Source organism: Amycolatopsis sp. lyj-90 (assembly GCF_046549035.1).
In the GTDB taxonomy this organism is placed as follows: domain Bacteria; phylum Actinomycetota; class Actinomycetes; order Mycobacteriales; family Pseudonocardiaceae; genus Amycolatopsis.
The window spans coordinates 896,411-917,576 of sequence record NZ_JAJPWP010000001.1 but is presented as its reverse complement, the minus strand read 5'-3'; the positions used below and the strand labels follow the sequence as shown (position 1 = coordinate 917,576).

Annotated in this window: 24 protein-coding genes; 9 read left to right on the top strand and 15 right to left on the bottom strand. The window is 70.6% G+C overall.

Features of this window, described 5'->3' with window-relative positions; translation table 11 throughout:
* The first annotated feature begins 25 nt into the window (after positions 1 to 25).
* Genes ACLJPX_RS03745 through ACLJPX_RS03735 form a run of 3 tightly spaced genes read left to right on the top strand, consistent with a single transcriptional unit; the run spans position 26 to position 3,062 of the window.
* On the top strand, positions 26 to 1,417 hold the full coding sequence (locus ACLJPX_RS03745) for an MFS transporter (RefSeq protein WP_410598728.1): 1,392 nt from the start codon (positions 26 to 28) through the stop codon (positions 1,415 to 1,417).
* Positions 1,414 to 1,851, top strand: a complete 438-nt coding sequence (locus ACLJPX_RS03740) for a GAF domain-containing protein (protein WP_101607504.1) — start codon at positions 1,414 to 1,416, stop codon at positions 1,849 to 1,851. Before ACLJPX_RS03745 ends, ACLJPX_RS03740 begins: the two co-directional genes overlap by 4 nt.
* On the top strand, positions 1,848 to 3,062 hold the full coding sequence (locus tag ACLJPX_RS03735) for an amidohydrolase family protein (RefSeq protein ID WP_410598727.1): 1,215 nt from the start codon (positions 1,848 to 1,850) through the stop codon (positions 3,060 to 3,062). The genes ACLJPX_RS03740 and ACLJPX_RS03735 overlap by 4 nt, the downstream gene beginning before the upstream one ends.
* Positions 3,063 to 3,129: 67 nt before the next feature.
* Here ACLJPX_RS03735 and ACLJPX_RS03730 read toward each other — a convergent pair whose 3' ends face one another.
* The 7 genes from ACLJPX_RS03730 to ACLJPX_RS03700 form a co-directional block, all read right to left on the bottom strand.
* A complete protein-coding gene (locus tag ACLJPX_RS03730; protein WP_410598726.1) occupies positions 3,130 to 4,500 on the bottom strand; it encodes an aldehyde dehydrogenase (NADP(+)) in 1,371 nt (456 codons plus the stop codon).
* Positions 4,501 to 4,599: 99 nt separating this feature from the next.
* Entirely contained in the window at positions 4,600 to 5,601 is a 1,002-nt protein-coding gene (locus ACLJPX_RS03725) for a proline racemase family protein (RefSeq protein ID WP_410598725.1), read from the bottom strand.
* The gene (locus ACLJPX_RS03720; RefSeq protein WP_410598724.1) at positions 5,602 to 6,513 is read right to left on the bottom strand and encodes a dihydrodipicolinate synthase family protein; all 912 of its coding nucleotides are present in this window, start codon (positions 6,511 to 6,513) and stop codon (positions 5,602 to 5,604) included.
* Positions 6,510 to 7,859, bottom strand: coding sequence for an FAD-dependent oxidoreductase (locus tag ACLJPX_RS03715; protein WP_410598723.1), 1,350 nt, complete (start codon positions 7,857 to 7,859; stop codon positions 6,510 to 6,512). The genes ACLJPX_RS03720 and ACLJPX_RS03715 overlap by 4 nt, the downstream gene beginning before the upstream one ends.
* Positions 7,856 to 8,122: a (2Fe-2S)-binding protein gene (locus tag ACLJPX_RS03710; RefSeq protein WP_410598722.1), complete on the bottom strand. Its 267-nt coding sequence runs from the start codon at positions 8,120 to 8,122 to the stop codon at positions 7,856 to 7,858. The genes ACLJPX_RS03715 and ACLJPX_RS03710 overlap by 4 nt, the downstream gene beginning before the upstream one ends.
* Positions 8,119 to 9,291 carry an NAD(P)/FAD-dependent oxidoreductase gene (locus tag ACLJPX_RS03705; protein WP_410598721.1) on the bottom strand — a complete coding sequence of 391 codons (1,173 nt, stop codon included), beginning with the start codon at positions 9,289 to 9,291 and terminating at the stop codon, positions 8,119 to 8,121. The genes ACLJPX_RS03710 and ACLJPX_RS03705 overlap by 4 nt, the downstream gene beginning before the upstream one ends.
* Before the next feature lie 78 nt (positions 9,292 to 9,369).
* Positions 9,370 to 9,969 (bottom strand): helix-turn-helix domain-containing protein, encoded by a 600-nt coding sequence (locus tag ACLJPX_RS03700; RefSeq protein ID WP_168214308.1) that lies wholly within the window; start codon positions 9,967 to 9,969, stop codon positions 9,370 to 9,372.
* A 245-nt stretch (positions 9,970 to 10,214) separates the two neighbouring features.
* Between ACLJPX_RS03700 and ACLJPX_RS03695 the strand changes: the two genes are divergently transcribed.
* Positions 10,215 to 11,354 carry a metalloprotease gene (locus tag ACLJPX_RS03695; protein WP_410598720.1) on the top strand — a complete coding sequence of 380 codons (1,140 nt, stop codon included), beginning with the start codon at positions 10,215 to 10,217 and terminating at the stop codon, positions 11,352 to 11,354.
* A 130-nt stretch (positions 11,355 to 11,484) separates the two neighbouring features.
* Here the strand turns inward: ACLJPX_RS03695 and ACLJPX_RS03690 are convergent, their stop codons facing one another.
* The gene (locus ACLJPX_RS03690; RefSeq protein WP_410598719.1) at positions 11,485 to 12,900 is read right to left on the bottom strand and encodes an aminopeptidase P family protein; all 1,416 of its coding nucleotides are present in this window, start codon (positions 12,898 to 12,900) and stop codon (positions 11,485 to 11,487) included.
* Between the two features lie 90 nt (positions 12,901 to 12,990).
* On the opposite strand from ACLJPX_RS03690, the gene ACLJPX_RS03685 reads away from it, so the two are divergent.
* On the top strand, positions 12,991 to 13,977 hold the full coding sequence (locus tag ACLJPX_RS03685) for a LysR family transcriptional regulator (RefSeq protein ID WP_101607494.1): 987 nt from the start codon (positions 12,991 to 12,993) through the stop codon (positions 13,975 to 13,977).
* Positions 13,978 to 14,070: 93 nt separating this feature from the next.
* Positions 14,071 to 14,283: a hypothetical protein gene (locus ACLJPX_RS03680; protein WP_101607493.1), complete on the top strand. Its 213-nt coding sequence runs from the start codon at positions 14,071 to 14,073 to the stop codon at positions 14,281 to 14,283.
* On the opposite strand, the gene ACLJPX_RS03675 is transcribed toward ACLJPX_RS03680, so the two are convergent.
* Positions 14,280 to 14,837 carry a carboxymuconolactone decarboxylase family protein gene (locus ACLJPX_RS03675; protein ID WP_410598718.1) on the bottom strand — a complete coding sequence of 186 codons (558 nt, stop codon included), beginning with the start codon at positions 14,835 to 14,837 and terminating at the stop codon, positions 14,280 to 14,282. The genes ACLJPX_RS03680 and ACLJPX_RS03675 overlap by 4 nt on opposite strands.
* 68 nt (positions 14,838 to 14,905) lie before the next feature.
* Between ACLJPX_RS03675 and ACLJPX_RS03670 the strand changes: the two genes are divergently transcribed.
* Both ACLJPX_RS03670 and ACLJPX_RS03665 read left to right on the top strand, forming a co-directional pair.
* The gene (locus ACLJPX_RS03670) at positions 14,906 to 15,244 is read left to right on the top strand and encodes a winged helix-turn-helix transcriptional regulator (protein WP_410598717.1); all 339 of its coding nucleotides are present in this window, start codon (positions 14,906 to 14,908) and stop codon (positions 15,242 to 15,244) included.
* 229 nt (positions 15,245 to 15,473) lie between these two features.
* On the top strand, positions 15,474 to 15,932 hold the full coding sequence (locus tag ACLJPX_RS03665; protein ID WP_101607491.1) for an STAS domain-containing protein: 459 nt from the start codon (positions 15,474 to 15,476) through the stop codon (positions 15,930 to 15,932).
* Between the two features lie 13 nt (positions 15,933 to 15,945).
* Here ACLJPX_RS03665 and ACLJPX_RS03660 read toward each other — a convergent pair whose 3' ends face one another.
* The gene (locus ACLJPX_RS03660) at positions 15,946 to 16,290 is read right to left on the bottom strand and encodes an STAS domain-containing protein (RefSeq protein ID WP_410598716.1); all 345 of its coding nucleotides are present in this window, start codon (positions 16,288 to 16,290) and stop codon (positions 15,946 to 15,948) included.
* A 159-nt stretch (positions 16,291 to 16,449) separates the two neighbouring features.
* On the opposite strand from ACLJPX_RS03660, the gene ACLJPX_RS03655 reads away from it, so the two are divergent.
* Positions 16,450 to 16,863 (top strand): ATP-binding protein, encoded by a 414-nt coding sequence (locus ACLJPX_RS03655; protein WP_410598715.1) that lies wholly within the window; start codon positions 16,450 to 16,452, stop codon positions 16,861 to 16,863.
* 13 nt (positions 16,864 to 16,876) lie between these two features.
* Here the strand turns inward: ACLJPX_RS03655 and ACLJPX_RS03650 are convergent, their stop codons facing one another.
* The 5 genes from ACLJPX_RS03650 to ACLJPX_RS03630 all read right to left on the bottom strand — a co-directional run bounded on the left by ACLJPX_RS03650 (position 16,877) and on the right by ACLJPX_RS03630 (position 21,083).
* Positions 16,877 to 17,428: a DUF4232 domain-containing protein gene (locus tag ACLJPX_RS03650; protein ID WP_410598714.1), complete on the bottom strand. Its 552-nt coding sequence runs from the start codon at positions 17,426 to 17,428 to the stop codon at positions 16,877 to 16,879.
* 25 nt (positions 17,429 to 17,453) lie between these two features.
* Positions 17,454 to 17,969 carry a DUF4232 domain-containing protein gene (locus ACLJPX_RS03645; RefSeq protein WP_410598713.1) on the bottom strand — a complete coding sequence of 172 codons (516 nt, stop codon included), beginning with the start codon at positions 17,967 to 17,969 and terminating at the stop codon, positions 17,454 to 17,456.
* A 595-nt stretch (positions 17,970 to 18,564) separates the two neighbouring features.
* A complete protein-coding gene (locus tag ACLJPX_RS03640; RefSeq protein ID WP_410598712.1) occupies positions 18,565 to 19,140 on the bottom strand; it encodes a dihydrofolate reductase family protein in 576 nt (191 codons plus the stop codon).
* An 86-nt stretch (positions 19,141 to 19,226) separates the two neighbouring features.
* Positions 19,227 to 19,898, bottom strand: a complete 672-nt coding sequence (locus ACLJPX_RS03635) for a response regulator (RefSeq protein WP_101607485.1) — start codon at positions 19,896 to 19,898, stop codon at positions 19,227 to 19,229.
* Positions 19,899 to 21,083 (bottom strand): sensor histidine kinase, encoded by a 1,185-nt coding sequence (locus ACLJPX_RS03630; protein WP_410598711.1) that lies wholly within the window; start codon positions 21,081 to 21,083, stop codon positions 19,899 to 19,901.
* Between the last annotated feature and the right edge of the window lie 83 nt (positions 21,084 to 21,166).

Sequence of the window (21,166 nt, the reverse complement as noted above, 5' to 3'; positions counted from 1 at the left end):
GCCCGAACCACGGAAGGCGTTCCCCATGACGCTTCTGGCTCGACTGGACCGGCTCCCGCTGAGCCGTCCCCACTATCTGCTCCTGCTCATCGGCGGGCTCGGTTACACCTTCGACGGCATGGACTCCGCCGTGGTCGCCTTCCTCCTGCCGAGCGCGAAAGCGGTCTGGGGTCTCGACAACGGGCAGCTCGGGCTGATCGGTTCGGCGACGCCGTTCGGCTTCCTCTTCGGCGCGATCGCCGCGGGCCTGCTGGGCGACCGCGTCGGCCGCAAGAAGGTCATGATGTACGCGCTGGCCTTCTACGCGGTGTTCTCGGTGCTCGCCGCCTTCTCCCCGAACTACGAGATCTTCCTGGGCGCCCGGGTGCTGGCCGGGGCGGGTGCGGGTGCCGAAAGCGCGATCATCGCGCCGTTCCTGTCCGAATTCGTCCCCGCGAAGCGACGCGGCTGGTTCGTCGGCGCGCTCGCCGGGTTCTTCTCGTTCGGCTTCGTGATGGCCGCGCTGATCGGGCGGTTCGTCGTGCCGACGGTGCCGGAGGGCTGGCGGGTCGCCCAGCTGATCACCGCGCTGCCGATCGTCATGCTGCTGTGGTGGCGTCGGTCCCTGCCGGAATCGCCGAGGTTCCTCGTCGCGAACGGGCGTCACGCCGAGGCGGAGAAGATCGTCGCGAAACTGGAGCGGGACGTCGAAAAGGCGACCGGGCGACCACTTCCGACCGTGGCCGAGACCGATGTCCAGCCCGCGAAGGAAACCCCGAAGGTCAACCTGTTCAGCGCGCTGAAGTTCCTGTGGAGCCCGGCGATGGCACGCCGGACCGCGGTGATCTGGACCGTCTGGTTCGTGATCACGTTCTCCTACTACGGTTTCTTCTCCTGGATCCCGACACTGCTGGTCGAGCGCGGGATCACCGTCACCAAGAGCTTCGAGTTCTCGATCATCATCTACCTGGCGCAGATCCCCGGGTACTTCTCCGCGGCCTGGCTGTCGGAACGGCTCGACCGCAAGCACACCATCGCGTTGTACCTCGCGGGTTCGGCGGTGAGCGCGTTCTGGCTGAGCCAGATGGACGCGCCGTGGTCGATCACCCTCGCCGGGGCGGTGCTGTCGTTCTTCCTCAACGGCACCTACGCCGGTGTGTACTCCTACACCCCCGAGGTGTTCCCGACCTGGATCCGCGCCAGCGGCACCGGCCTGTCCAGCGCGTTCGGCAGGCTCGGCAGCATCCTGGCCCCGACGATCATCGGCCTGTCCGCCGCGAGCCTCGGCTTCGCCGGCGTCTTCGGCCTGACCACCGCCGTCCTGGCGGCCGGGGTGGTGTGCGTGGTCGTGTTCGGCCTGTCCACCGCCGGCCGTTCCCTGGAAGAACTGACCGAACACGGCGCGCCCGTGGAAACCGCCAAGGAGATGACGAAGTGACCGTGTCGCTGTCCATTGTGGAGGACAAGACCCGAGCGACGATCGGCGTGAGGCTGTTCACCGTGCTGGCCTGGGTGCCCGAACGGCGGGCGCTGCGCCGCGTGCACAGCAGCCACCCGGCGGAGTACCCGGTCGGCGGCGAAAAGACCGTCGAGGTGGCGGCGGGCTGGCTGGAGCGGTGCATCACCGGACAGGAACCCTATTTCGGGCCCGACAGCGCGGCGGTGCGGGAGATCTTCGCCGACCACGAACTCATCGACCGGCTCGGCTGCGGCGCGGTGATCAACGTGCCGGTGGTGGACGACGGCCGCACGCTCGGCGTCCTCAACATCCTCGACGCCGAAGGCAGCTACGACGACGATTCCGTCACCGCCGCCCGATCTCTGGCACCGTTGGCGGTGCCCGCCCTGCGCGAAATCCTGGAGGCCCGATGAACGGCTCACTGCTGCTGCGCAACGCCCGTCTGCTCGACCCGGTCACGGGCGAGTACACCGAGGGCGATCTCCGGTGCGCCGACGGCCGGATCGTCGAGACCGGCACGGGTCTCGCCGCGGGCGACGTCCGGACCGAGGACCTGCGCGGCGCGTTCGTGCTGCCCGGACTCGTCGACGCGCACGTGCACGTGACCGCCTCGACAGCGGATCTGGGGTCGCTCCCCGCGTCGTCACCGTCCTACGTGACCGCGCACAGCGCCCGCACCATGAGCCTGATGCTGGACCGGGGCTTCACCACGGTCCGGGACGCGTCCGGCGCCGACTACGGTCTCGCCGACGCACAGGCCGAGGGCTTGTTCCGCGGTCCCCGCCTGCTGTTCTGCGGGCGCGCGCTGAGTCAGACCGGCGGCCACGGCGACAGCCGGACCCGCGGCGCCAACGTCAGCGACGACCACCCGTGCTGCGCGGGGCTCGGCCGCGTCGCCGACGGTGTCGACGCCGTCCGCGCCGCGGCGCGCGACGAACTGCGCAAGGGAGCGCACCACATCAAGGTGATGGCCTCCGGCGGCGTCGCCTCCCCCACCGACCGGGTCGACTCGACGCAGTACTCCGCCGAGGAACTGCGCGCGATCGTCGAGGAGGCGGACGCGGCCAACCGCTATGTCGCCGCCCACGCCTACACCGCCCGTGCGGTGAACCGCGCGCTGGAGCTGGGCGTGCGGTCGATCGAGCACGGCAACCTGATCGACGACCTCAGTGTCGAGCTGTTCCTCCGGCACGACGCGTACCTCGTGCCCACGTTGGTCACGTACTGGGCGCTGAAGGAGGAAGGACGCGAGCACGGGCTGCCGGAATCCAGCTGGCGCAAGGTCGACGACGTCCTCGGCGCGGGCATGGCCGCGCTCGAAAAGGCCGACCGGGGCGGGGTGAAACTGGTGTACGGCAGCGATCTCCTCGGCGGGATGCACCGGCACCAGAACCACGAATTCCGGCTGCGCGGCGAGGTCCAGCCCGCGGTGGACGTGATCCGCTCCGCGACGTCGACGGCGGCCGACCTGCTGAACCTGACCGGCGAGATCGGCACGCTGGCCCCAGGCGCGCACGCGGATCTGCTCGTCCTCGACCGGGATCCGCTGGAGGACATCGGCGTCCTGGCCGAGCCGAAGGGCTTCCGGCACGTCATCCAGGGTGGAACGGTGGTCTCCGCCTGACGCGTTTCGTCCTCTGGTTGCGGTAGTTGCGCGTGCATGTATCGCAACCAGAGGACGAAACGCGGGGTCAGGAGAAGCGCTGCGGGACGCCCCAGGGGTTGTCGTCCCGCAGCGGTTCGGGCAGCAGGTGCGAAGGCCAGTCCTGATAGGACACCGGCCGCAGGAAGCGGTCCACCGCCGCCGTCCCGACCGACGTCGACGCCGGTGAGGTCGTCGCCGGGTACGGGCCGCCGTGCTGCATCGCGGCGGTCACCGCGACCCCGGTCGGCCACCCGCCCCACAGGATCCGCCCGCTGCGGTCGGCCAGCACCGGGCGCAGGGCCTCGGCGTCGCCCGCCTCCGAGTCCAAGGCGTGCACGGTCGTCGTGAGCTGACCCGGGAGTGCCGCCAAAATCGGCACGACGTCGGACAGCCGCGAGTACCGAACGACCACGCCCAGCGGGCCGAAACACTCCTCCGCAACGTCGGGGACGAAATCGGCCAGGTCGATTTCGAGCAGCCGGGCCCCGGCTCCCCCGACGATCTCACGCATCCTCGGAATCGCGGACAGCCGCTCCGCGACGGTCTCGAAGCCGGAGGCGATGCGATCGTTCAAGAACGACCCCGCCGTCACCGCTCGCAGGCGTTCGGCGACAAGATCAACGAACGGCCCCGACGACGGTGCGAACACCAGGCCGGGATTCGTGCAGAACTGGCCGTTGCCCAGCGTCAGCGAACCCGCGTAGCCCGTCGCGAGTTCTTCGGCACGGGCCTCGGCGGCACCGGGCAGGACGATCACCGGATTGACGCTGCCGAGCTCGCCGTGGAACGGGATCGGCACCGGCCGGTCGGCCGCGATCCGCGCCAGCGCGAGCCCGCCCGCCACCGATCCGGTGAAGGCCGCAGCCGCGACCGCCGGATGCCGCAGCGCCTCCACTCCGGCGGCTTCCCCCTCGACGAGACCGAGTAGCGCACCCCACCGCCCGAGCGCCTCGACGACGATCGACGCCGTCCGGCGGGAAAGTTCCGGATGCCCCGGGTGCGCCTTGACCACCACCGGGCATCCGGCCGCCCATGCCGCCGCGGTGTCCCCGCCCGCCACGCTGAACGCGAAGGGGAAGTTGCTCGCGGCGAACACCAGGACCGGTCCCACCGCCGTGCGATACCGGCGCAGGTCCGGCCGGGGGCCGGGTGGCCACGACGGATCGGCGCGATCGATCCGGACGTCGTAGGACGAACCGCTCTCGGCCGCGAGCAGGCGCAGCTGGAACGTCGTGCGGGCCAGCTCGCCGGTCAGCCGTTTCGTCCCCAGCCGGGTTTCGGCGTCGGCGATCGCGATCAGCTCCGGGCCCGCCGCGTCCAGCGCGTCGGCCACGCCGGTGATCACCGCCGCGCGCGTCTTCGGGTCGGTGGCGGCCCACGCACCGGCGATCTCCGCCGCCTGGACGATTTCCTTCATTGGTTCCTTTTCTCTCCGGGGCTGAAGGGGCCTTTCCCCGCGTCGCATGCGGCGAAGGGCGCTTTCCCTGCATGGCATGCGGGGAAAGGCCCCTTCAGCTCAGAGGACAAAGCCCGCCGGGAACGGATCGTCCGGGTCGAGCAGGTAGGTGGCGTTACCGGTGATCCACGCGCGCCCGGAAAACTCCGGCACCACGGCCGGGACACCCCCGACGGTGGTCTCGGCGACCAGCTCACCGGTGAACGTGGTGCCGATGAACGAGCTGTTCTCGAACGGCGTGTGCAGCGCCAGCTCGCCGCGGGCGTGCAGCTGGGCCATCCGGGCCGAAGTGCCGGTGCCGCACGGCGACCGGTCGAACCAGCCGGGATGGATGGCCATCGCGTTCCGCGACGCGCGGGCGTCCGAACCCGGGGCGAGGAACTGGACGTGCTTGCAGCCGCCGATCAGCGGATCGGCCGGATGCTTCGGCGGGCGCTGGTCGTTGATCGCCGCCATGATGTCCAGTCCCGCCGCGAGGATCCGGTCCTTCTCCGCGCGCTCGAACGGGATGTCCACTTGGGACAGTTCGAGGATGGCGTAGAAGTTGCCGCCGTAGGCCAGGTCGTAGCGCACCTCGCCGAGTCCGGGCACCTCGACCGACGCGTCCCGCTCGGCGAGGAAGGACGCGACGTTGCGCAGCTTGACCCGTTCGGCCCGGCCGTCCCGGACCTCGACCTCGGCGTGCACGAGCCCGGCCGGGGTGTCGAGGCGCACCACGGTCTTCGGTTCGGTCACCTCGACCATGCCGGTCTCCACCAGCACCGTCGCCACACCGATCGTGCCGTGCCCGCACATCGGCAGGCAGCCCGACACCTCGATGTACACCACGCCCCAGTCGGCGTCCGGCCTGGCCGGCGGCTGCAGGATCGCGCCGCTCATGGCCGAATGGCCGCGCGGCTCGTTCATCAGGAACCGCCGCAGGTGGTCCAGGTGCTCCATGAAGTACCGGCGGCGCTCGGCCATGGTGTCACCGGGGATGACGCCGACCCCGTCGGTCACCACCCGGGTCGGCATGCCCTCGGTATGCGAATCGACGGCGGTGATCGACCGGATCGACCGCACCTACTCCACCCCCAGCGAGGCGAGCGCGCGGCGCATGTCGGCGGTGACCTGCTCGCGGTGCTCGTCGGTCAGCGGTCCGCGCGGCGGACGGCAGGGTCCGCCGTAGCGGCCGACGAGGTCCATGCCGAGTTTGATGGCCTGGACGAACTCGGTGCGCGAATCCCAGCGGAACGCGGCCACCAGCGGTTCGTACAGCGCCCTGGCCTCCTCGAGTTTCCCCGCCCTCGCCAGCTCGAACAGGCGCACCGACTCGGCCGGGAACACGTTGGGGAAGCCGGCGAACCAGCCTGTCGCGCCCATCAGCAGGCTTTCCAGCACGACGTCGTCGGCGCCGCTGATCACGTCCAGGCCCGGCGCCTGCTCGCGGATCTCCAGCACCCGCCGGACGTCACCTGAGAATTCCTTGACCGCCACCACGTTGTCGATCGCCGCGATCTCGGCCAGCAGTGCCGGGGTGAGATCGACCTTGGTGTCGATGGGGTTGTTGTAGACCATCACCGGCAGGCCGACCGACGCCACCGCCTCGAAGTGGGCGAGGACTTCACCGCGGTTCGCGCGGTACATCGTGGGCGGCAGGCACAGCAGGCCGCCGGCGCCGTCTTCGGCGGCGATTTCGGCCCAGTGCCTGGCCTGATGGGACCCGGGACCGTGGACGCCGACGACGACGATGCCGTCCTTCCCCACGGTTTCGATCGCGGTGCGGGCCGCGCGGCGGCGTTCGTCGTCGGTGAGCGACGAATACTCGCCGAGGGAGCCGTTCGGGCCGACGCCCCGGCAGCCGTTGTCGATCAGCCACCGGCAGTGCGCGGCGTAGGCGTCGTAATCCACGGCCAGCCCGGCGGGTGCCGATTCGTCCGCCCGGTACGGGAGGGCGGTCGCGACGACGACGCCACCGAGGTCGGGGGTGCTCATTCAGGTTCTCCTTCGGTTCGGGCGGCGAGTTCGCCGAGCCGGATCGGCTGGGCGATCGGGCGGTGGTGCCGTTCGGTACCACCGCAGAGTTCGGATACGGCCGGACCGCACATCCGGCCCTGGCACGGACCGAGGCCCGCCCGGGTGCCGAGTTTCAGCGCGTGCGGGCCGGGGCAGGCCGGGTCGGCGGTCGCGCGGACGAGCTCGCCGTAGGTGGTTTCCTCGCACCGGCAGACGATCGTGTCTTCGCGAAGCCAGCGTCGCCAGGCCGTGCCGATCGGATGCGCCGTGGCGAGGCGTTCGGCGAACGTGTGGGCGCGGTCGCGGGCACGGACCAAGGCCGGGCCGGGCGTTTCCCCCGCGGCGACACGACCCGCCACCGCGCCCTCGGCCGCGGCGGTGACCGCGCCACCGATACCGGTGATCTCGCCCGCGGCGAAGACACCGTCCACTGTGGTCCGTTGGCCGTCGTCGACCCGGACGAAACCACCGTCCAGTGCGCAGCCCGCGGCGACGGCCAGTTCGGGTTGCGGGACGAATCCGTGGCCGACGCAGACCGCGTCGACCTCGTACGTCCGCTCGGTGCCGGGGACGACCGACCAGTCCGCGCGGACCTCGGCGGTCACCACCTCGCGGACGCTGTCCGCGCCCCGCGCTTCGATCACGGCCCGGCCGAACCGGTACGGGACACGATGGCGGGCCAATGTCGCGGCGTAGCGGGCCAGTTCGCCCGCCTTGCCCGCGTGGGCGGCCAACCGCCACGGTCGCGCCGACCATCCTTTCCGGACGGTCGCGAACGGGTTCGCCTCCAGGACCGCGACCACCTCGGCCCCGGCGTCCAGCAGCGATTCCGCGACCGGCAGCAGGAACGGCCCGGCCCCGGCGACGAGTACCCGCCCGCCGATCGCGACCCGCTCCCCTTTCGCCAGCGCTTGCGCCGCGCCCGCGGTGTACACGCCGGGCAGTTCCCAGCCGGGGAACGGCAGGGTGCGGTCGTGCGCGCCGGTCGCGAGGATCAGCGCGTCCGGAACGAGGGACAGCCGCTGTCGTCCGCCGCCGTCGGACTGTCCTCGCAGGACGTGCACCCGGTGCTCCGCGCGGTCGAACGCCCAGACGCCTGCGCCGGGCCACCACTGGCACCTCGGATGCGCGAGCAGACGGCGGCGCCGGGTGAACTCCGGTCCGCCATGCTGTGCCGCGTAGGCCTCCGGCGGCATACGGTGATACTGGCCGCCGGGCGATTGCGCCTGGTCCAGCACCGTGACACGGGCACCGGCCCGTAAGGCGTGCTCGACGGCCGCGAGTCCGGCGGGCCCGGCGCCGACGATCACCACATGGCGGCTCACGCGTTCTCCTCCCGTGACTGGGTGCGGATCTCGTCGCCGTCGGCGGCCGGACGGCGGCACGCGCGGACGTCGGGCACGTCGTTGACCGTGAGCAGGCAATCGAAGCACGCGCCGATGCCGCAGAACACGCCGCGCGGCGCACCGGACCGCGTGGTGCGCCAGGAGATCCGGCCCGCGGCGAGCAGCACTCCCGCCACACTCTGGCCCGCGATCCCGGTCAGGGCTTCGCCGTCGACGGTGATCCGGATCGGCCTGCCGCTCACGCGGCCACCCCGGCCAGTACCGCGGGACGATCCACGGTGAATTCTCCGACGGGCATCGTGGGCTCCGCCCCGGTGAGCAGTTCGCGCAGCAGGCGCGCGGTGCCGACGCTCAGCCCGATTCCGGCGCCTTCGTGCCCGGTGGCGTGCCACAGGTTTCCCAGCCGCGGGTCCTCGCCGAGCACCGGGAGGTGATCGTCCACATAGGGCCGGAAACCGCCGTACGCCCGCATGATCGCCGCGTCGGCGAGCGACGGGAACAGCCGCAGGGCCTTGACCGCGATGGCGCTCAGCACGTCGGGGCGGATGGCGTCGTCGAACTCCACCCGGCGGCGGGACGAGCCGATCAGCACGGTGCCGCCCCAGGTCGACTCGACGACGGCGGAGGTCTGCAGTTCGCCCGAGTCCGCGCCGACCGCGCCGACGTAATCGGCGTCGTAGACCTTGTGCCGGACGACGCCGGGCATCGGGGTGGTCACCAGCACCTCGCCCCGGCGGGGGCGGATCGCGATCGGGGCGCCGAGGCGCGCCGACACCTGACCGGCCCACGGGCCCGCGGCGTTCACGACGACGTCGGCCTCGATGACCTCGCCGGGCACGCGGACACCGGTGATCCGTCCACTTCGGACGGACGCGCCGATGACCTCGGTATCGGACCGCAGCCGGGCGCCGTGGCGCAGCGCGGAGCCCAGCAGGGCCAGTGCCGCGCCCGCGGGCTGGACCTGAGCGTCCTCCGGGTAGAGGAACGCGGCGGTCACCTCGCGGGTCAGCGCGGGCTCGGCATCGGCGAGTTCCTTGGGAGACAACGGTTCCGCGCGGACCCCGAGTTGCGTCCCGGCGAACGACGTGAGGGCGCGGGCGCCGTCGTCGGTGGTGGCGACCACGATGCCGCCCTTGGGGTCGTACTCGATCGCGGCGGCGGCACGCGCCTCCTCGTCGGCGATCTCGGCGACGACACGCGGCCACATTCGGACCGAAAGCTTCGCGAGTTCGAGTTCGGCGCCCGGCCCCTTGTCGGAGACGAGGACGTTGCCTTCACCGTGTGAAGTGGTGCCCCCGGCAGGACGGCCGCGATCCACGACCACGACGTCGAAGCCCGCCAGGCTCAGCTCACGGGCACACGCGGCGCCGACGATACCCGCGCCGAGTACGACCACACGCGTTCGGTTCATCGACCCTCCAGCGTTCGGTAAAGCGAACGATCGGAGAGTAGGTTCCCTCCCGGAGGGGTGTCAATACCTGGGGAGCGGTCAGCCCTTCAGCACGGGATGCGGCCTGCCGTCGAGCCGTTCGTCGGCGCGATACTGCAGCAGCAGGACCGAGTGCACCGGCCCGTCGGGCGCGGTGTAGCAATGCGGCTCACGGGCATCGAAGGCCACGTAGTCACCAGGGCCGACCTCGACGGTCTTGCCCGCCACCTCGACCCGTAGCGAGCCGGACTGCACGACGGTGTGCTCGATCCCGACATGCCCCTGCGACCGCTGAGGCGCGTCGCCGCGCACGACCTGGTCGTACACCTCGAAGACGCCGTCACCGGTCTCGATCCGGCGCAGCGGCCGGAGATCCACTCCCTCGCCGCTGAGCACCTCGACGTCGGCACCGCGCACCACGGTGAGCGCGCCGCCCGCGCGATGGTCGAGCAGATCGGAGATCGCCACTTCCAGCACCCTGGACAGGCTGAACACGGTCTCGATGGTCGGATTGCCGCCGCCGGACTCCAGCTGCGACAGCGTCGCCTTGCCGATCCCCGACCTGCGGGACAGCTCCGAAAGCGAAAGGCCCCTCGCCGCCCTGGCCGCGCGCAGGTTGACCGCCAGCATGTCCCGGATCGAGGGCGTCTCGTCCTCCACCGCTTCTCCCCTGTCGTTCGTCAAACCGTACGACCGGACGGCGAATCGTTCGCTTTGCCGATCGAGTTCGCGGACATCATGACACGCCTCCCGGCGGGGAGGGCATAGCCGCGGCCGATGGGGCGACGCGATGGTGGGCGATGGCGGCCGCGATGAAACTCCTTCACCAACCGGTGTGTCACCGTCGACACAGGGTCACGGGCCACACCGCCCTATCTCCGTATCCCTCGAGCGAGGAGATCCCCGTGCAGCTGATCCGTAGATCCTCATCGGCCGGAAGACGGCTTCGCGCGTTCGGCGCGGTGCTCGTCACCGCTCTCGGACTGACCGCGGCCGTGACCACCGCACCGGCCACCGCTGCCGCGAACGCCTGTCTCACCGGCACACTCGCCTTCGACCATCTCGACGCGGAGGCCGGCCCGGGCAAACCCGTGCGCACGCAGGTGGCGCGGAACGCGAACTGGGAGCTGTGGGGCCGCACCGGCTCCGGCGCGGCGGCCCGGCTCTCCGGCGGCATCACCGGCGCGTCCGACGGCCGGTTCTCCGCCTGCCACCCGGCTTCCCTCACCGAGGCGTACGTCAGGTTCCGGTCGAGCAGCACCTCCCTGTGGCGAGTGGTCAAGGCCGCGAACGACACCACCGACTACACGTTCGACTCGGCACGCCGCACGAACGTGTCCGGCACCCAGGACCTCGGCACGGTGAAGGTGCCCTCCGGTCTGCAGCGGGCGTGGAAGGTGGTCGACACGCTCAACGTCCTCTACTGGAAACGCGCCAACCCCAGCTCGTCCTGCTGGACGAGCCGCCAGTCCGACGGGCGCTGCGACCGGATCACCTTCGTCTGGGATCCGAAGGTCGCCGACGGCGGTTATTGGGACTACCCGAACACGAACTACGTCTTCCTCGGCAACACGATGCCGGATTCGAAGCACCTCGTGCTCCACGAAGCCGGGCACTGGCTGCAGTGGCAGCTCTACGGGCGCGGCTTCCCCGTGGTCGAAGACTGCAACCCGCACTACATCGAGAAGCACAGTTCGGAGTCGTGCGCGTGGACCGAAGGCTTCGCGGACGCCGTCGCCGCCTACGCCCTCGGCGACTATCGCTACGTCTACGACAACGGCAACTCCTCCAGCTTCCAGAACGACGCCTCGACGCCGGGCTGGGACCGCGGCGACACCGTGCAGGGCCGGGTCGGCTCCTCCCTGCTGGACCTGTGGGCCGCGAACGGGCCGGACGGCGGGAACTGGAACCGCACGATCGCGCTGATGACCCGGGACTTCAGCCAGGACTTCCGTGAGTACTTCACCGAGGACAGGCCCGCCGCCGGCCTGTCCACGACCGGTACGGCGCGGCGGATCCTCACCGGGCACACCATCTCGTACTGACAGGAGCTGAAGGAGAAGTCCCTCGTCCAGCCCCTGCGCGCGTGCTATGAAAGGCCCGTTACTTGCAAATTTTGCAAGTAACGGGCCTTTCATAGCGTTCGGGAGGGACCGAAGGGCGCGGGTGGCGGGGTTAGGTCCTGGCCGCCCGGACCCAGGCGGTGATCTCGTCGGCGGTCGATGGGAAACCGCCGGAGAGCAGGTCGTGCCCGGATCCGGTGACCACGACGTTGTCCTCGATGCGGACGCCGAGGCCGCGCAGTTCGGGCGGCACGGTGCGGTCGCCGGCGTGGAAGTACAGGCCGGGCTCCACCGCCAGCGCCATCCCCTCCGCCAAGGTGCCCTCGCGATAGCCGGAGGGATGGGCGGCGGCGCAGTCATGGACGTCCAGCCCGAGGAAATGGCCGGTACCGCAGACGATGTAGCGCCGGTGCTGCTGCCCGTCCGGCGACAGCGCTTCGTCCACCGACACCGGGAGGAGGCCCCAATCGTGCAACCCCGCCGCGAGCACCCCCAGCGCCGTCGTCTGGAAGGCGGCGAAGTCCTGACCGGGGCGCACTTCCGCCAGGGCCGCGACCTGCGCCTTGTGCACCAGTTCGTAGACGTCGCGCTGAGCCGTCGTGAACTCCCCGCCGACCGGGAAGGTGCGGGTGATGTCGGCCGTGTACAGGGACTCCAGCTCGACTCCGGCGTCGAGCAGCAGCAGGCTGTCCTCGGTCACCTGGCCGTCGCAGCGCGTCCAGTGCAGGATCGGCGCGTGCGGCCCGGCGGCGACGATCGAGGTGTAGCCGGGACCGGTGCCCTCGGTGCGGGCACGCCGGTCGAAAGTGCCCTGCAGCCAGCGTTCCCCGCCGCCGCGGACCGCCTCGGGCAACGCGGCCAGCACGTCGGCGAACCCGAGGGCGGTCGCGTCGACGGCGTCGCGCAACTGGCCGATCTCCCAGTCGTCCTTGATACGGCGCAGGTCCGCGAGAACCGTCCGGAGCTGTTCGCTGTGACCGAAGCCGAACGCGTCGAGCGCCGGGTGGACCCCGGCACCGGCCAGGACGCCCGGGTTCCGCCCGCGCAAACCGTGCGGGAGGTCCTCCAGCGGACGGCAGTCGATGCCGAGCGCCTGCCCGTACGCGGCGGGCCCGGCGGCGGTGCCGACCCACAGCGGGCTGGTGTCGGCGTCGCCCACGAAGTCGGGCTCGTCCGCCTCGGCGGGCCGAGGGACGTACAGCGTGGCGTGATGGCTGTCCCCTGCCGGAGTCAGCACCAGGATGGCGCCCTCACGCTGGCAGCCGGTGAGCCAGACGAAGTCGCTGTCTGCCCGGAAGCCGTGGAAGGTGTCGTTGGACCGCACCACGGCCCGGCCCGCCGCGAGCGCGATCCGCCGTCCGGGCAGCTCCGCGGACAGCCTGCCGCGATGAGCGGCGGCGGCCTCGGCGGTGCCGGGCAGCACCTCGACCACGTCGTCGGCGGGCTCCCAGCCGTCACTGATCCAGTTCCGGAACCCCTTGGCGGCCAGCAGCGCGCGCAGATCCGGCCGGGTTCGGTCGCCGGTCATCGGCTCCCCCTTCAGGTAGTCGGACTTCTGACCGCACCCTCACACCGCGAACGGTCCGGCCGTAATGACCGGCGGCGATAGACTCCGCCTATGGCCCTGGAGATCCGGCACCTGCGGGCGATCTGCGCCATCGCCGAAGCGGGCAGCCTCTCGCAGGCGGCCGCCGCGCTGGGCATGTCCCAGCCGTCGCTGACCTCGCTGCTCCAGCGGCTCGAACGGCAGATCGGCGCGCCGCTGTTCGTGCGGAGTCATACCGGCGTGACCCCGACCCCGGTGGGCGAGCAGACGCTGCGCCGCGCGCTGACCCTGCTCGTGGAGTTCGACCGCTTCGAGAGCGACCTCCTCGGCGCGCTCGGCGACGGCCCCGTCCGGCTCGGATCGTCCCAAATGGACTGTCTGCCCACCTTCGTCGAACGGCTGGACGACGCGCTGCCGGGGCTGGACGTGACCGTCCATGTGGAACCGTCCAGCGCGGTACTGGCCCAAGCGCTGGCCCGCGCGACCCTCGACATCGCCGTCATCGCCATGTCCGACGACCAGGAAGTGCCGCTGGCGAAGCATCTGGGACACCGGGTGCTGTTCTCGTGGCTGCCCGTTTTCGTCGGCCTTCCCGCCCGGCACCGGCTCGCCGACGGCTTCGAGGTCGACCTGGCCGACCTCGCCGACGAAGCGTGGATCGGGCCGCCTGGTCCCGAAGACGGCTCGCTGACGTCGTTGCGCGCGGCGACCCACCGCGCCGGGTTCACGCCTCGGATCCGCTTCGAATGCCCCAACGGCGGCGGACGGCACCTGATCGCCGCCGGGCAGGCGGTGCAACTCGTGGAACCGACCGCGCCCGAACTGCCGGGCATGGTCGTCCGCCCGCTGAAGGACGACCCCATGCGGATGCGGCTCGTGCTGGCGTGGCGCAAGGAGCGGATGACGTGGGACCAGGCGGAGAACGTGTACCGCGCGGTGATGACGTCGTACACGCGGCACGCGATGGCGTCGACGCCGTTCCGGACGTGGTGGGAGCGGCGGCGGAGTTCGCAGTCCTGGGACGGGCTGGTGGACTTCTTCCGGGTGACCGGTACTTGACGCCCACCGCCAGGAAACCACCGCTTTCGAACAGGCTGTAACCACATGCCGCCTCGTTGCGATTGACCCGGTACCTGCGAACGGAGACGGGGGATGATGGCGCAACGGCTCTGGCTGGGCCTGGCGGTCGTCTACACGTGCACCGCCCTGATCCAGCTCTACCTTCTCGCCAGCACCGGCGCCGTCTGGGCCGGGACACTCACCGCGCTCGGCTTCGTGGCGGCACTCCTGTGCACTCTCGCCTCATGGCGGGCCTCGAAGCGAGAACGGGACGACACCAGGGAAATCGACTCGCACCATTCCTAGCGATCGGGGTACGGGGCCGCCCACGGCTCCTCCTCCAGACCGATGCCGTTGGCCACGTAGGCGATCGTCCGGTACCAGCCCGCGAGCACGAGGAGTTCCAGGAGCTGCGTCTCCGGATAGTGCCCGGCGAGCGCGGCCCACGCGTCGCCGGAAACCGTTGCCGTGTCGTGGAGTTCGTCGACGGCGGCGATCAGGGCGCGATGCCGGACCGACCAGGCCGGATGTGCGGGATCGCCGGAGACGGTCGCTTCGACCTGTTCCGGTGTCAGCCCGACCACCGGTGCGAAAACCGCGGCGTGGACACCCCATTCGTAGCGGCATCCGCAACGCGCGGTCACCCGCGCGATGACGATTTCCCTGTCCAGCGCGGGTAATTCCCCGTGCGCGAGCAGTCCGGCGCCCAGGACACGCATTCGCGAGGCCAGCTCCGGGTGGTGCTGCAGCAATCTGAACAGCGCCAACGGTTCCTGCGCCACACCGGGTGGCATCCATTTGAGAAGTGCCTTTTCGACGTCCGCCTCGTAGGGCGGGGTGAGCGGCGCGATCCGTGCCATGGCCACCTCGATTGCTTCGACTTTCGAACCACTATGCTGCTTCGAAAGTCGAAGCACAAGGGGGTGTGATGCCCGAAGACCCGATCCCGCGCCCAGGACGACCGGTCCGCGGCTCCGAAACCGGCCGCCCGCTCATGGCCGCCCTCGACCTGCTGGGACGCCGATGGACGCTGCGGGTGATCTGGGAGCTGCGCCAGGGCCAGGTCGGATTCCGCGAACTCCAGCGGCGCTGTGAACGCATGTCGTCAAGCGTGCTCACCACCCGGCTCGGCGAGCTCACCGAAGCCCGCATCGTCACCATCGGTGAGGACGGCTACACGCTGACACCATTGGGCGAACAACTCCTCGACGCGTTGCACCCGCTGGAAAAGTGGGGTCTCACCTGGGAGAATGCCTTGCGTGAGTGACCATGCGCGAAGGTGAATCCCCTTGTTCACCCGGCGCGGTCTTGCCAGGCGCGGTGAGCAGCGTACGGTGACAGGTACGTGAGGTTGAGTCCACCAGCCCGCGCGAACGACCCGCATGTCCGCGGCCCAGCTCTTTCACAGGGCGACGCGGGGGCGAGTTGACTTGCGCAGCCGTTGTGCAGGCTTACCCGTTGTCCGTCTCGTCCCGGCTATCCGGGAGACCAGCATCATGACCGACCGAATTCCGTCCACGCGGGGCAGCCGCGACGGCCCCGCCCTGAAAACCGTCGTCCACGCGACCGTTCCTCAGCCGCGCCCGTCGGACGACCATCTGCTGCGCGTCCGGCGCACCCGATGGAGTGAAAACCTGCTCGTCGTCTCTGCCGCGGGCGAAATCGACCTCGCCACCGCCGGACGGCTCGAGCACGCCCTGCGGGGCGATCTGCCCGCCGCCACCGTGCTGGACCTCACCGAGGTCACCTTCCTCGGCGTCGCCGGGCTGCGGGTCATCGAAACGGCCGCCGCCCGCGGTCACGCGGAACACCGCACGACGGGTGTCGTCGCGAGCACCCGGCCGGTACTGCGGCTGCTGCAGTTGTTCGGCGTCGACGCCCACATTCCCGTGTACCGCCACCTCGCCACCGCACTCCGCGAAGTGCCGAAAGCCCTGCCCGCGCACGGAATCTGAGCCGCGAGGGCGCTCAGGATCCGGCGAGTGGCAGCAAAGTGGAGAGGCCCGTCTTCAGCGCCAGTCGCCGGATCGTCGGCGACGGCAGGAAACTCAGGTCGACACCTTGGGTGGCGCACCGGTCGTTGATCCGGACCAAAGTCGCCAGCCCGGTGGAATCGCAGAACTCCACGTCTTCCAGGTCGACGACGAGTCGGCCGGGCACCGGTTCCAGCGCCTCCTCGAAGCTCTCCTTGAGATCTTCGGACGTCGTGAGGTCGATTTCCCCCGCCACCGCGATGACGACCTGAGCGTCATCCGGCCTGGCGACGGTCACCGAGAACGGCACCTCCCGGCTGTCGCCGTCTCCGCTCGTCACCGTCACACTCCCTCACGATCGGCACCCCGCCAGTCCCGAAGATATCGGATGGCGGCCCCCGCCCGCGCGGCACTCGCACCCCGATCCCGGCGGTGCCTTAGCCTTGACGGTAGATCCGGCGGTCGTGGACCGCGGCGGACGAGGAGGAGAAGCTCCGTGATGCCGATCGACGAGCCGGTGCGGCACAGCGCCGACGAGCTGGTCCTCCAGGTCGCCGCAGTCCCCGCCCAGGCCGCCGCGTTGCGGGACGTCCTGGCGAACTGGGCCCTCGAACGGGGTCTCCCCCGTGAACTGGCCGAGGATCTCAAACTCACCGCCTACGAGGCGATGACCAACGTCGTCAAGCACGCCTATCCGGACGGCACCGACGACAACCTCATGACGATCACCGCCGCGTACGCCGACGAGCAGGTCAAGATCACCGTCGCCGACGAGGGCCGCTGGCGCGACGGGCGCCGCCCGGACGGCGGGCGGGGCCTGCCGATCATCCGCGCCTTCGCACCGGAGGCCTCGGTGACGAGCACACCCACCGGGACGATCGTCCGGCTCGCCTGGCCCTGCCCGTCCCTCTGACCCGTTCGCCCGGTCAGCTCACCGGAGGGTCGGCGAGGATTCCGTTGACCCAGCTGCCCGGATGCGTGGCGGCGTCCTGCCTCAGCACCGGCAGACCGGACGGCCAGTCCGCGCTCAGCGCCTCGGTCTGACCAGGCGGGATGGTCACCAGCTTCGCCGGCGTCCAAGAGGTCGAGCCCCCGCTGCCGACCGAACCCGGTTCCTGCGTCAGGACGGTGACCGTCGCGGTCGCCGTCGAACCCGCGGGCACCTCGTTGACCCGCACGCCGTTGTCCACGCGCGGCAGGTGGTAGACGGGCCCGTTCGGGTCGTCCGGGCCGACCAGGTCGACGCCGGGCACCCCGTGCAGGCCGCAGGTGTGCGACGAGATGTTCTTGAAGGTCACCGGAACGTCGTACTGGCCTGTCGCCTCTTCGAGCTGCTTCGGCTCACCCAGGGAGACCGCGAGGTCCGCCGTCGCGCACCGCGGCGTGGCGGCTTCCGCCTGACCGGCCACCGTCAGCGCGAGCGTTCCGGTCAACACGGCGACACCCAGGGAACAACGCTTGATCTGCTTGCTGGACATGGTTTCCTCCCTCGATCGGCGAAAGTCAGGCGGTGACGGCGGTGACCTGGACGGTGGCACCCTTCAGCGGCTCCCCGGCGGGCCAGTCCGCGACGACGGGAACTCCACCCGGCCCGGTCGGCAGGTCGAAGGTGATCGTCGTCGGTGTGCGCGGGTTCGGCGCCGCGGCCGAGGCCTGCACGATGCGCGACACGGCCGGACGCCCCTCACGCAGGTTCACCGGTGCCGCGTTCGCCGCGGTCGCGTCCGGCACGGCGGCGACGTCGTCGATCAGCTGCCCGTCGGCGACGAACGTCAGCGCGGTGGGCGCGCCCTGCAGCTTGCAGTTCGTGGTCGGCGAAGCCGCGGTGTAGGTGAGGACGTAAGCCTCGTGGCCCGCCGCGTGCGACGGGTCCGGCGTCACGGACACCTCGACGTCGGAGGCACCGCAGAGCTTGTCGCTCGGCATCGCCCCGGCGACGCCGCCCGCGACCAGGAGCCCGCCCGCGACCAGTCCCCCGACGGTCATCGCCGTGGCGGCCTTCTTCACCTGGACGTTCATGACATCTCCTCCCGCTCGGTGGTCGATTCACGTTGATCGAATTCACTGGGAAAGATGCCCACGTACGCCGGGAAGATGCGTGAAGATGATGTTGATCCCCCGAAAGCAACCCCGAGGAGTGACGGGCGTCTTTAAGAACGTCGAGTCGCGTGCGCGGCCGGCGGCCGTGTCGCGAAAGCCACTTTCGGGACATCAGACGTCGCAAAAGTGGCTTTCGCGACACCGGGAACGGCTGACGTGGCCGCACCCCCGACTGTCCACTCGGGACACTTCAGGTAGGTGAATGTCTGGTTGGCCGCTTTGCGACCCACACGGAACCGGCGCCCTGGTCGCTTGAAGTACGTGATGGCCCCCTTCCTTGCGCTAGACGCAAGGAAGGGGGCCATCACGTACTTGGGGAGGTAGTGAAGGCCTCCATCACTACGCTCAAGGTAGGCAAGGGGCCCTTCACGACCCGGCCCGGCGAACGACCGCAGCCAGAAGCCGGTAGGCGACCAAACACCCTCGGCCCTAACCCGAATCGCCACTCACGGCCCAGTCGTATCGCGCCATCAGGAGGTCTTCACAGCCCAGCAGGCCGAGACCGGCGACCCGCTCAACGGACGACGTCGTAGACCAGCTTCTGGACACCGTTGCCGTAGGCCTCGCTCTCGACGAGCTTGAGGCTCTGCTTGTCCTTGTCCGTGTCGCTGAACAGCTTCTTGCCCGCGCCGAGCAGGACCGGGAACAGCAGCAGGTGGTAGCGGTCGATCAGGCCCGCGTCGGCGAGGTTCCGGTTCAGCTCCGCGCTGCCGTGGACGATGATCGGCCCGCCCTCGGTCTCCTTGAGCTTGGCGACGTCGTCGAGCGAACGCAGGATCGTGGTCTCACCCCAGTTGTCGACCAGCTCGTCTTCGCGAAGCGTGCTCGAGACGACGTACTTCGGCATCGCGTTGTAGCCGGCGAACTCTGCGGTCATGTCCGGCCACACCGGCGAGAACGCCTGGTAGCTGACCCGGCCCATCATCATCGCCGTGGCCTCGCCCTGCTCACGGCCCTTGAGTTCGTAGGCCGCTTCGTCGAACTCGATGCCGTTGAAGGTCCAGCCGGAGTTGCGGTAGCCCGGCTCCCCGCCGGGCCCCTCGACGACGCCGTCGAGCGAGACGAACGCGGTGGCGATCAGGGTGCGCATCTGGTTTCTCCTTGGTCGATCCGAACTGCTTTCGACACTACGTCGACCGGGAATCGGCGGATTCGACACGGCGCCCGAAAAAGTTTTCAGCCCTCGGCGTCGCGGACCAGCAGGGCGATCTGGACCCGGTTCTCGACACCGAGTTTGGCGAGCATGCTGCTCGTGTGGGCCTTCACCGTCGCGACGGTGATGTCCAGTCTCCGCGCGACGTCGGTGTTGGACAGCCCGTCGGCGATGGCGGCCGCGGTCTCGCGTTCGCGGTCGGTCAAGGTGGCCAGCAGATCTCGGGCGGTGCCGCGGGACGCCCGGCGCGCGTCGGACGAATGCGGTCCGGTGGCGGCGGCGATCAGCCGTGCCGTGGCCGCGGGCGAGAGCGCGGGTTCCCCGGTGGCGACCGTCCTGACGGCGGCCAGGATCCGGGGCGGCGGGGTGTCCTTGAGGACGAACCCGAGCGCGCCGACGCGCAGCGCGCCCAGCACCATCTCGTCCGAGTCGAACGTGGTGAGCACCAGGACCCGCGGCGGCTCCGGGAGCTTGAGGATCTCCTCGGTCGCGCTGAGCCCGTCGCGCCCGGGCATCCGGACGTCCATCAGGACGACGTCGGGCCGCTGCTCCCCCACCACGGCCACCGCGGCGTCGCCGTCGGCAGCCTCGCCGACCACGACGAGGTCGGGTTCGCCGTCGACGATGAGCCGCAACGCCATCCGCACCAGATGTTCGTCGTCGACGAGCACGACCCGGATCCGCTCGCTGTCCATTCACTCGCTCCCTTCGCGGACCGGCCACGGTAGCCGCGCGGCGAGGACGAACCCGCCGCCGGGCTCCGCGTGGTGGTCCAGTTCGCCGCCTGCCAGCTCGACTCGCTCGGAGAGGCCGAGCAGGCCGTATCCCGAAACGGGCGGGCCCGCGATCTTCCGCGCCGCACCGGAATCCCGGATCGTCGCGTGCAAGCCGTCGCCTGCCGTCCCCTCGACGGTGACCGCCACCCTGGCTCCCGGCGCGTGTTTGCCCGCGTTGGTCAGCCCCTCCTGCACGATCCGGTAAACCGTCCTCGCGATCGCGTCGGGCGGCTCGCCCGCCGTCGTGATCGTCAAGGTGACGTCCAGCCCCAGTGCCCGGGCGTCCGCGACGAGCGCGGGCAGGTCGGTGAGCGAGGGTTGCGGCGGCTCCAGCTCGTCCGGGCTCGCCCGCAGCACCCCGAGCACGTCCCGCAGTTCCTCCAGCGCTTGATGGGACCCCTCGGCGATGCCGCGGGCCAGTTCGGCGACCTGGTCGGCGGGCAGGTCCGGGCGGTGCCCCAGCACACCGGCCTGCATGGCGACCAGCGAGACCCGGTGCGCGAGGACGTCGTGCATCTCGCGGGCGATCCGGTGCCGCTCCACGATCCGTGCTTCGGCGGCGCGGGCGGCCTGCTCCCGTTCCGCGCTCTCGACCCGTTCCCGCAGGGAGCGCACTTCCTCCCGCCGCGCGCCGATCGCGGCGCCGACGGCCACCACGATGCCCACCATCAAGGTGGGGAGACTGATCACCAGCCACAGCGGCCCCGTCGACTCGCGATGCGGGTAGAAGTCGGCGGTCAGCACCGCGGTGATCGCGGTCAGCACCGCCGCGACCGCCGTCTCGACCGGTCGCCGCCGGGTGGCGAGCGAACACAGCGCCAGCAACGACGCACCGCCCGCCAGGACCGAAACCGTCGACGCGAGGATGACCGAGAGCGTGATCGTGACGGGGAACCGTCGACGCCACAGCAGCGCGATCAGGCAGGCGAGGGCGATCAGCGGATCACCGGTGATCATCCAGTCGATTCTCGGTCCCGTCGCCCCCACCGGCAGTTGCGACGCCGTGACGATCCAGATCAGCACGCCCATCGCGGCCGCGGCCAGCAGGCGCCAGGCCTGCCCCCACAGCCGGACGGGCGGCGCGGTGGCGGCGTCGGTGATCACCGGCCCATCATGGTCGACCCGGCCGCGGCGGCGCATGCGGACACGGGACGATCCCGGCTCCGACCTCGGTCGCGCCCGGGATC

Excerpts from the sequence above, each read along its gene's own strand:
- ACLJPX_RS03720 (WP_410598724.1), bottom strand. The coding sequence starts at position 6,513 with ATGAGCACCCCCGACCTCGGTGGCGTCGTCGTCGCGACCGCCCTCCCG.
- ACLJPX_RS03635 (WP_101607485.1), bottom strand. The coding sequence starts at position 19,898 with ATGGACAGCGAGCGGATCCGGGTCGTGCTCGTCGACGACGAACATCTG.
- ACLJPX_RS03645 (WP_410598713.1), bottom strand. The coding sequence starts at position 17,969 with ATGAACGTCCAGGTGAAGAAGGCCGCCACGGCGATGACCGTCGGGGGA.
- ACLJPX_RS03675 (WP_410598718.1), bottom strand. The coding sequence starts at position 14,837 with ATGGCACGGATCGCGCCGCTCACCCCGCCCTACGAGGCGGACGTCGAA.
- ACLJPX_RS03685 (WP_101607494.1), top strand. The coding sequence starts at position 12,991 with ATGGCCCTGGAGATCCGGCACCTGCGGGCGATCTGCGCCATCGCCGAA.
- ACLJPX_RS03680 (WP_101607493.1), top strand. The coding sequence starts at position 14,071 with ATGATGGCGCAACGGCTCTGGCTGGGCCTGGCGGTCGTCTACACGTGC.
- ACLJPX_RS03650 (WP_410598714.1), bottom strand. The coding sequence starts at position 17,428 with ATGTCCAGCAAGCAGATCAAGCGTTGTTCCCTGGGTGTCGCCGTGTTG.
- ACLJPX_RS03745 (WP_410598728.1), top strand. The coding sequence starts at position 26 with ATGACGCTTCTGGCTCGACTGGACCGGCTCCCGCTGAGCCGTCCCCAC.
- ACLJPX_RS03730 (WP_410598726.1), bottom strand. The coding sequence starts at position 4,500 with ATGAAGGAAATCGTCCAGGCGGCGGAGATCGCCGGTGCGTGGGCCGCC.
- ACLJPX_RS03655 (WP_410598715.1), top strand. The coding sequence starts at position 16,450 with ATGCCGATCGACGAGCCGGTGCGGCACAGCGCCGACGAGCTGGTCCTC.
- ACLJPX_RS03705 (WP_410598721.1), bottom strand. The coding sequence starts at position 9,291 with ATGAACCGAACGCGTGTGGTCGTACTCGGCGCGGGTATCGTCGGCGCC.
- ACLJPX_RS03690 (WP_410598719.1), bottom strand. The coding sequence starts at position 12,900 with ATGACCGGCGACCGAACCCGGCCGGATCTGCGCGCGCTGCTGGCCGCC.
- ACLJPX_RS03665 (WP_101607491.1), top strand. The coding sequence starts at position 15,474 with ATGACCGACCGAATTCCGTCCACGCGGGGCAGCCGCGACGGCCCCGCC.
- ACLJPX_RS03640 (WP_410598712.1), bottom strand. The coding sequence starts at position 19,140 with ATGCGCACCCTGATCGCCACCGCGTTCGTCTCGCTCGACGGCGTCGTC.
- ACLJPX_RS03735 (WP_410598727.1), top strand. The coding sequence starts at position 1,848 with ATGAACGGCTCACTGCTGCTGCGCAACGCCCGTCTGCTCGACCCGGTC.
- ACLJPX_RS03670 (WP_410598717.1), top strand. The coding sequence starts at position 14,906 with ATGCCCGAAGACCCGATCCCGCGCCCAGGACGACCGGTCCGCGGCTCC.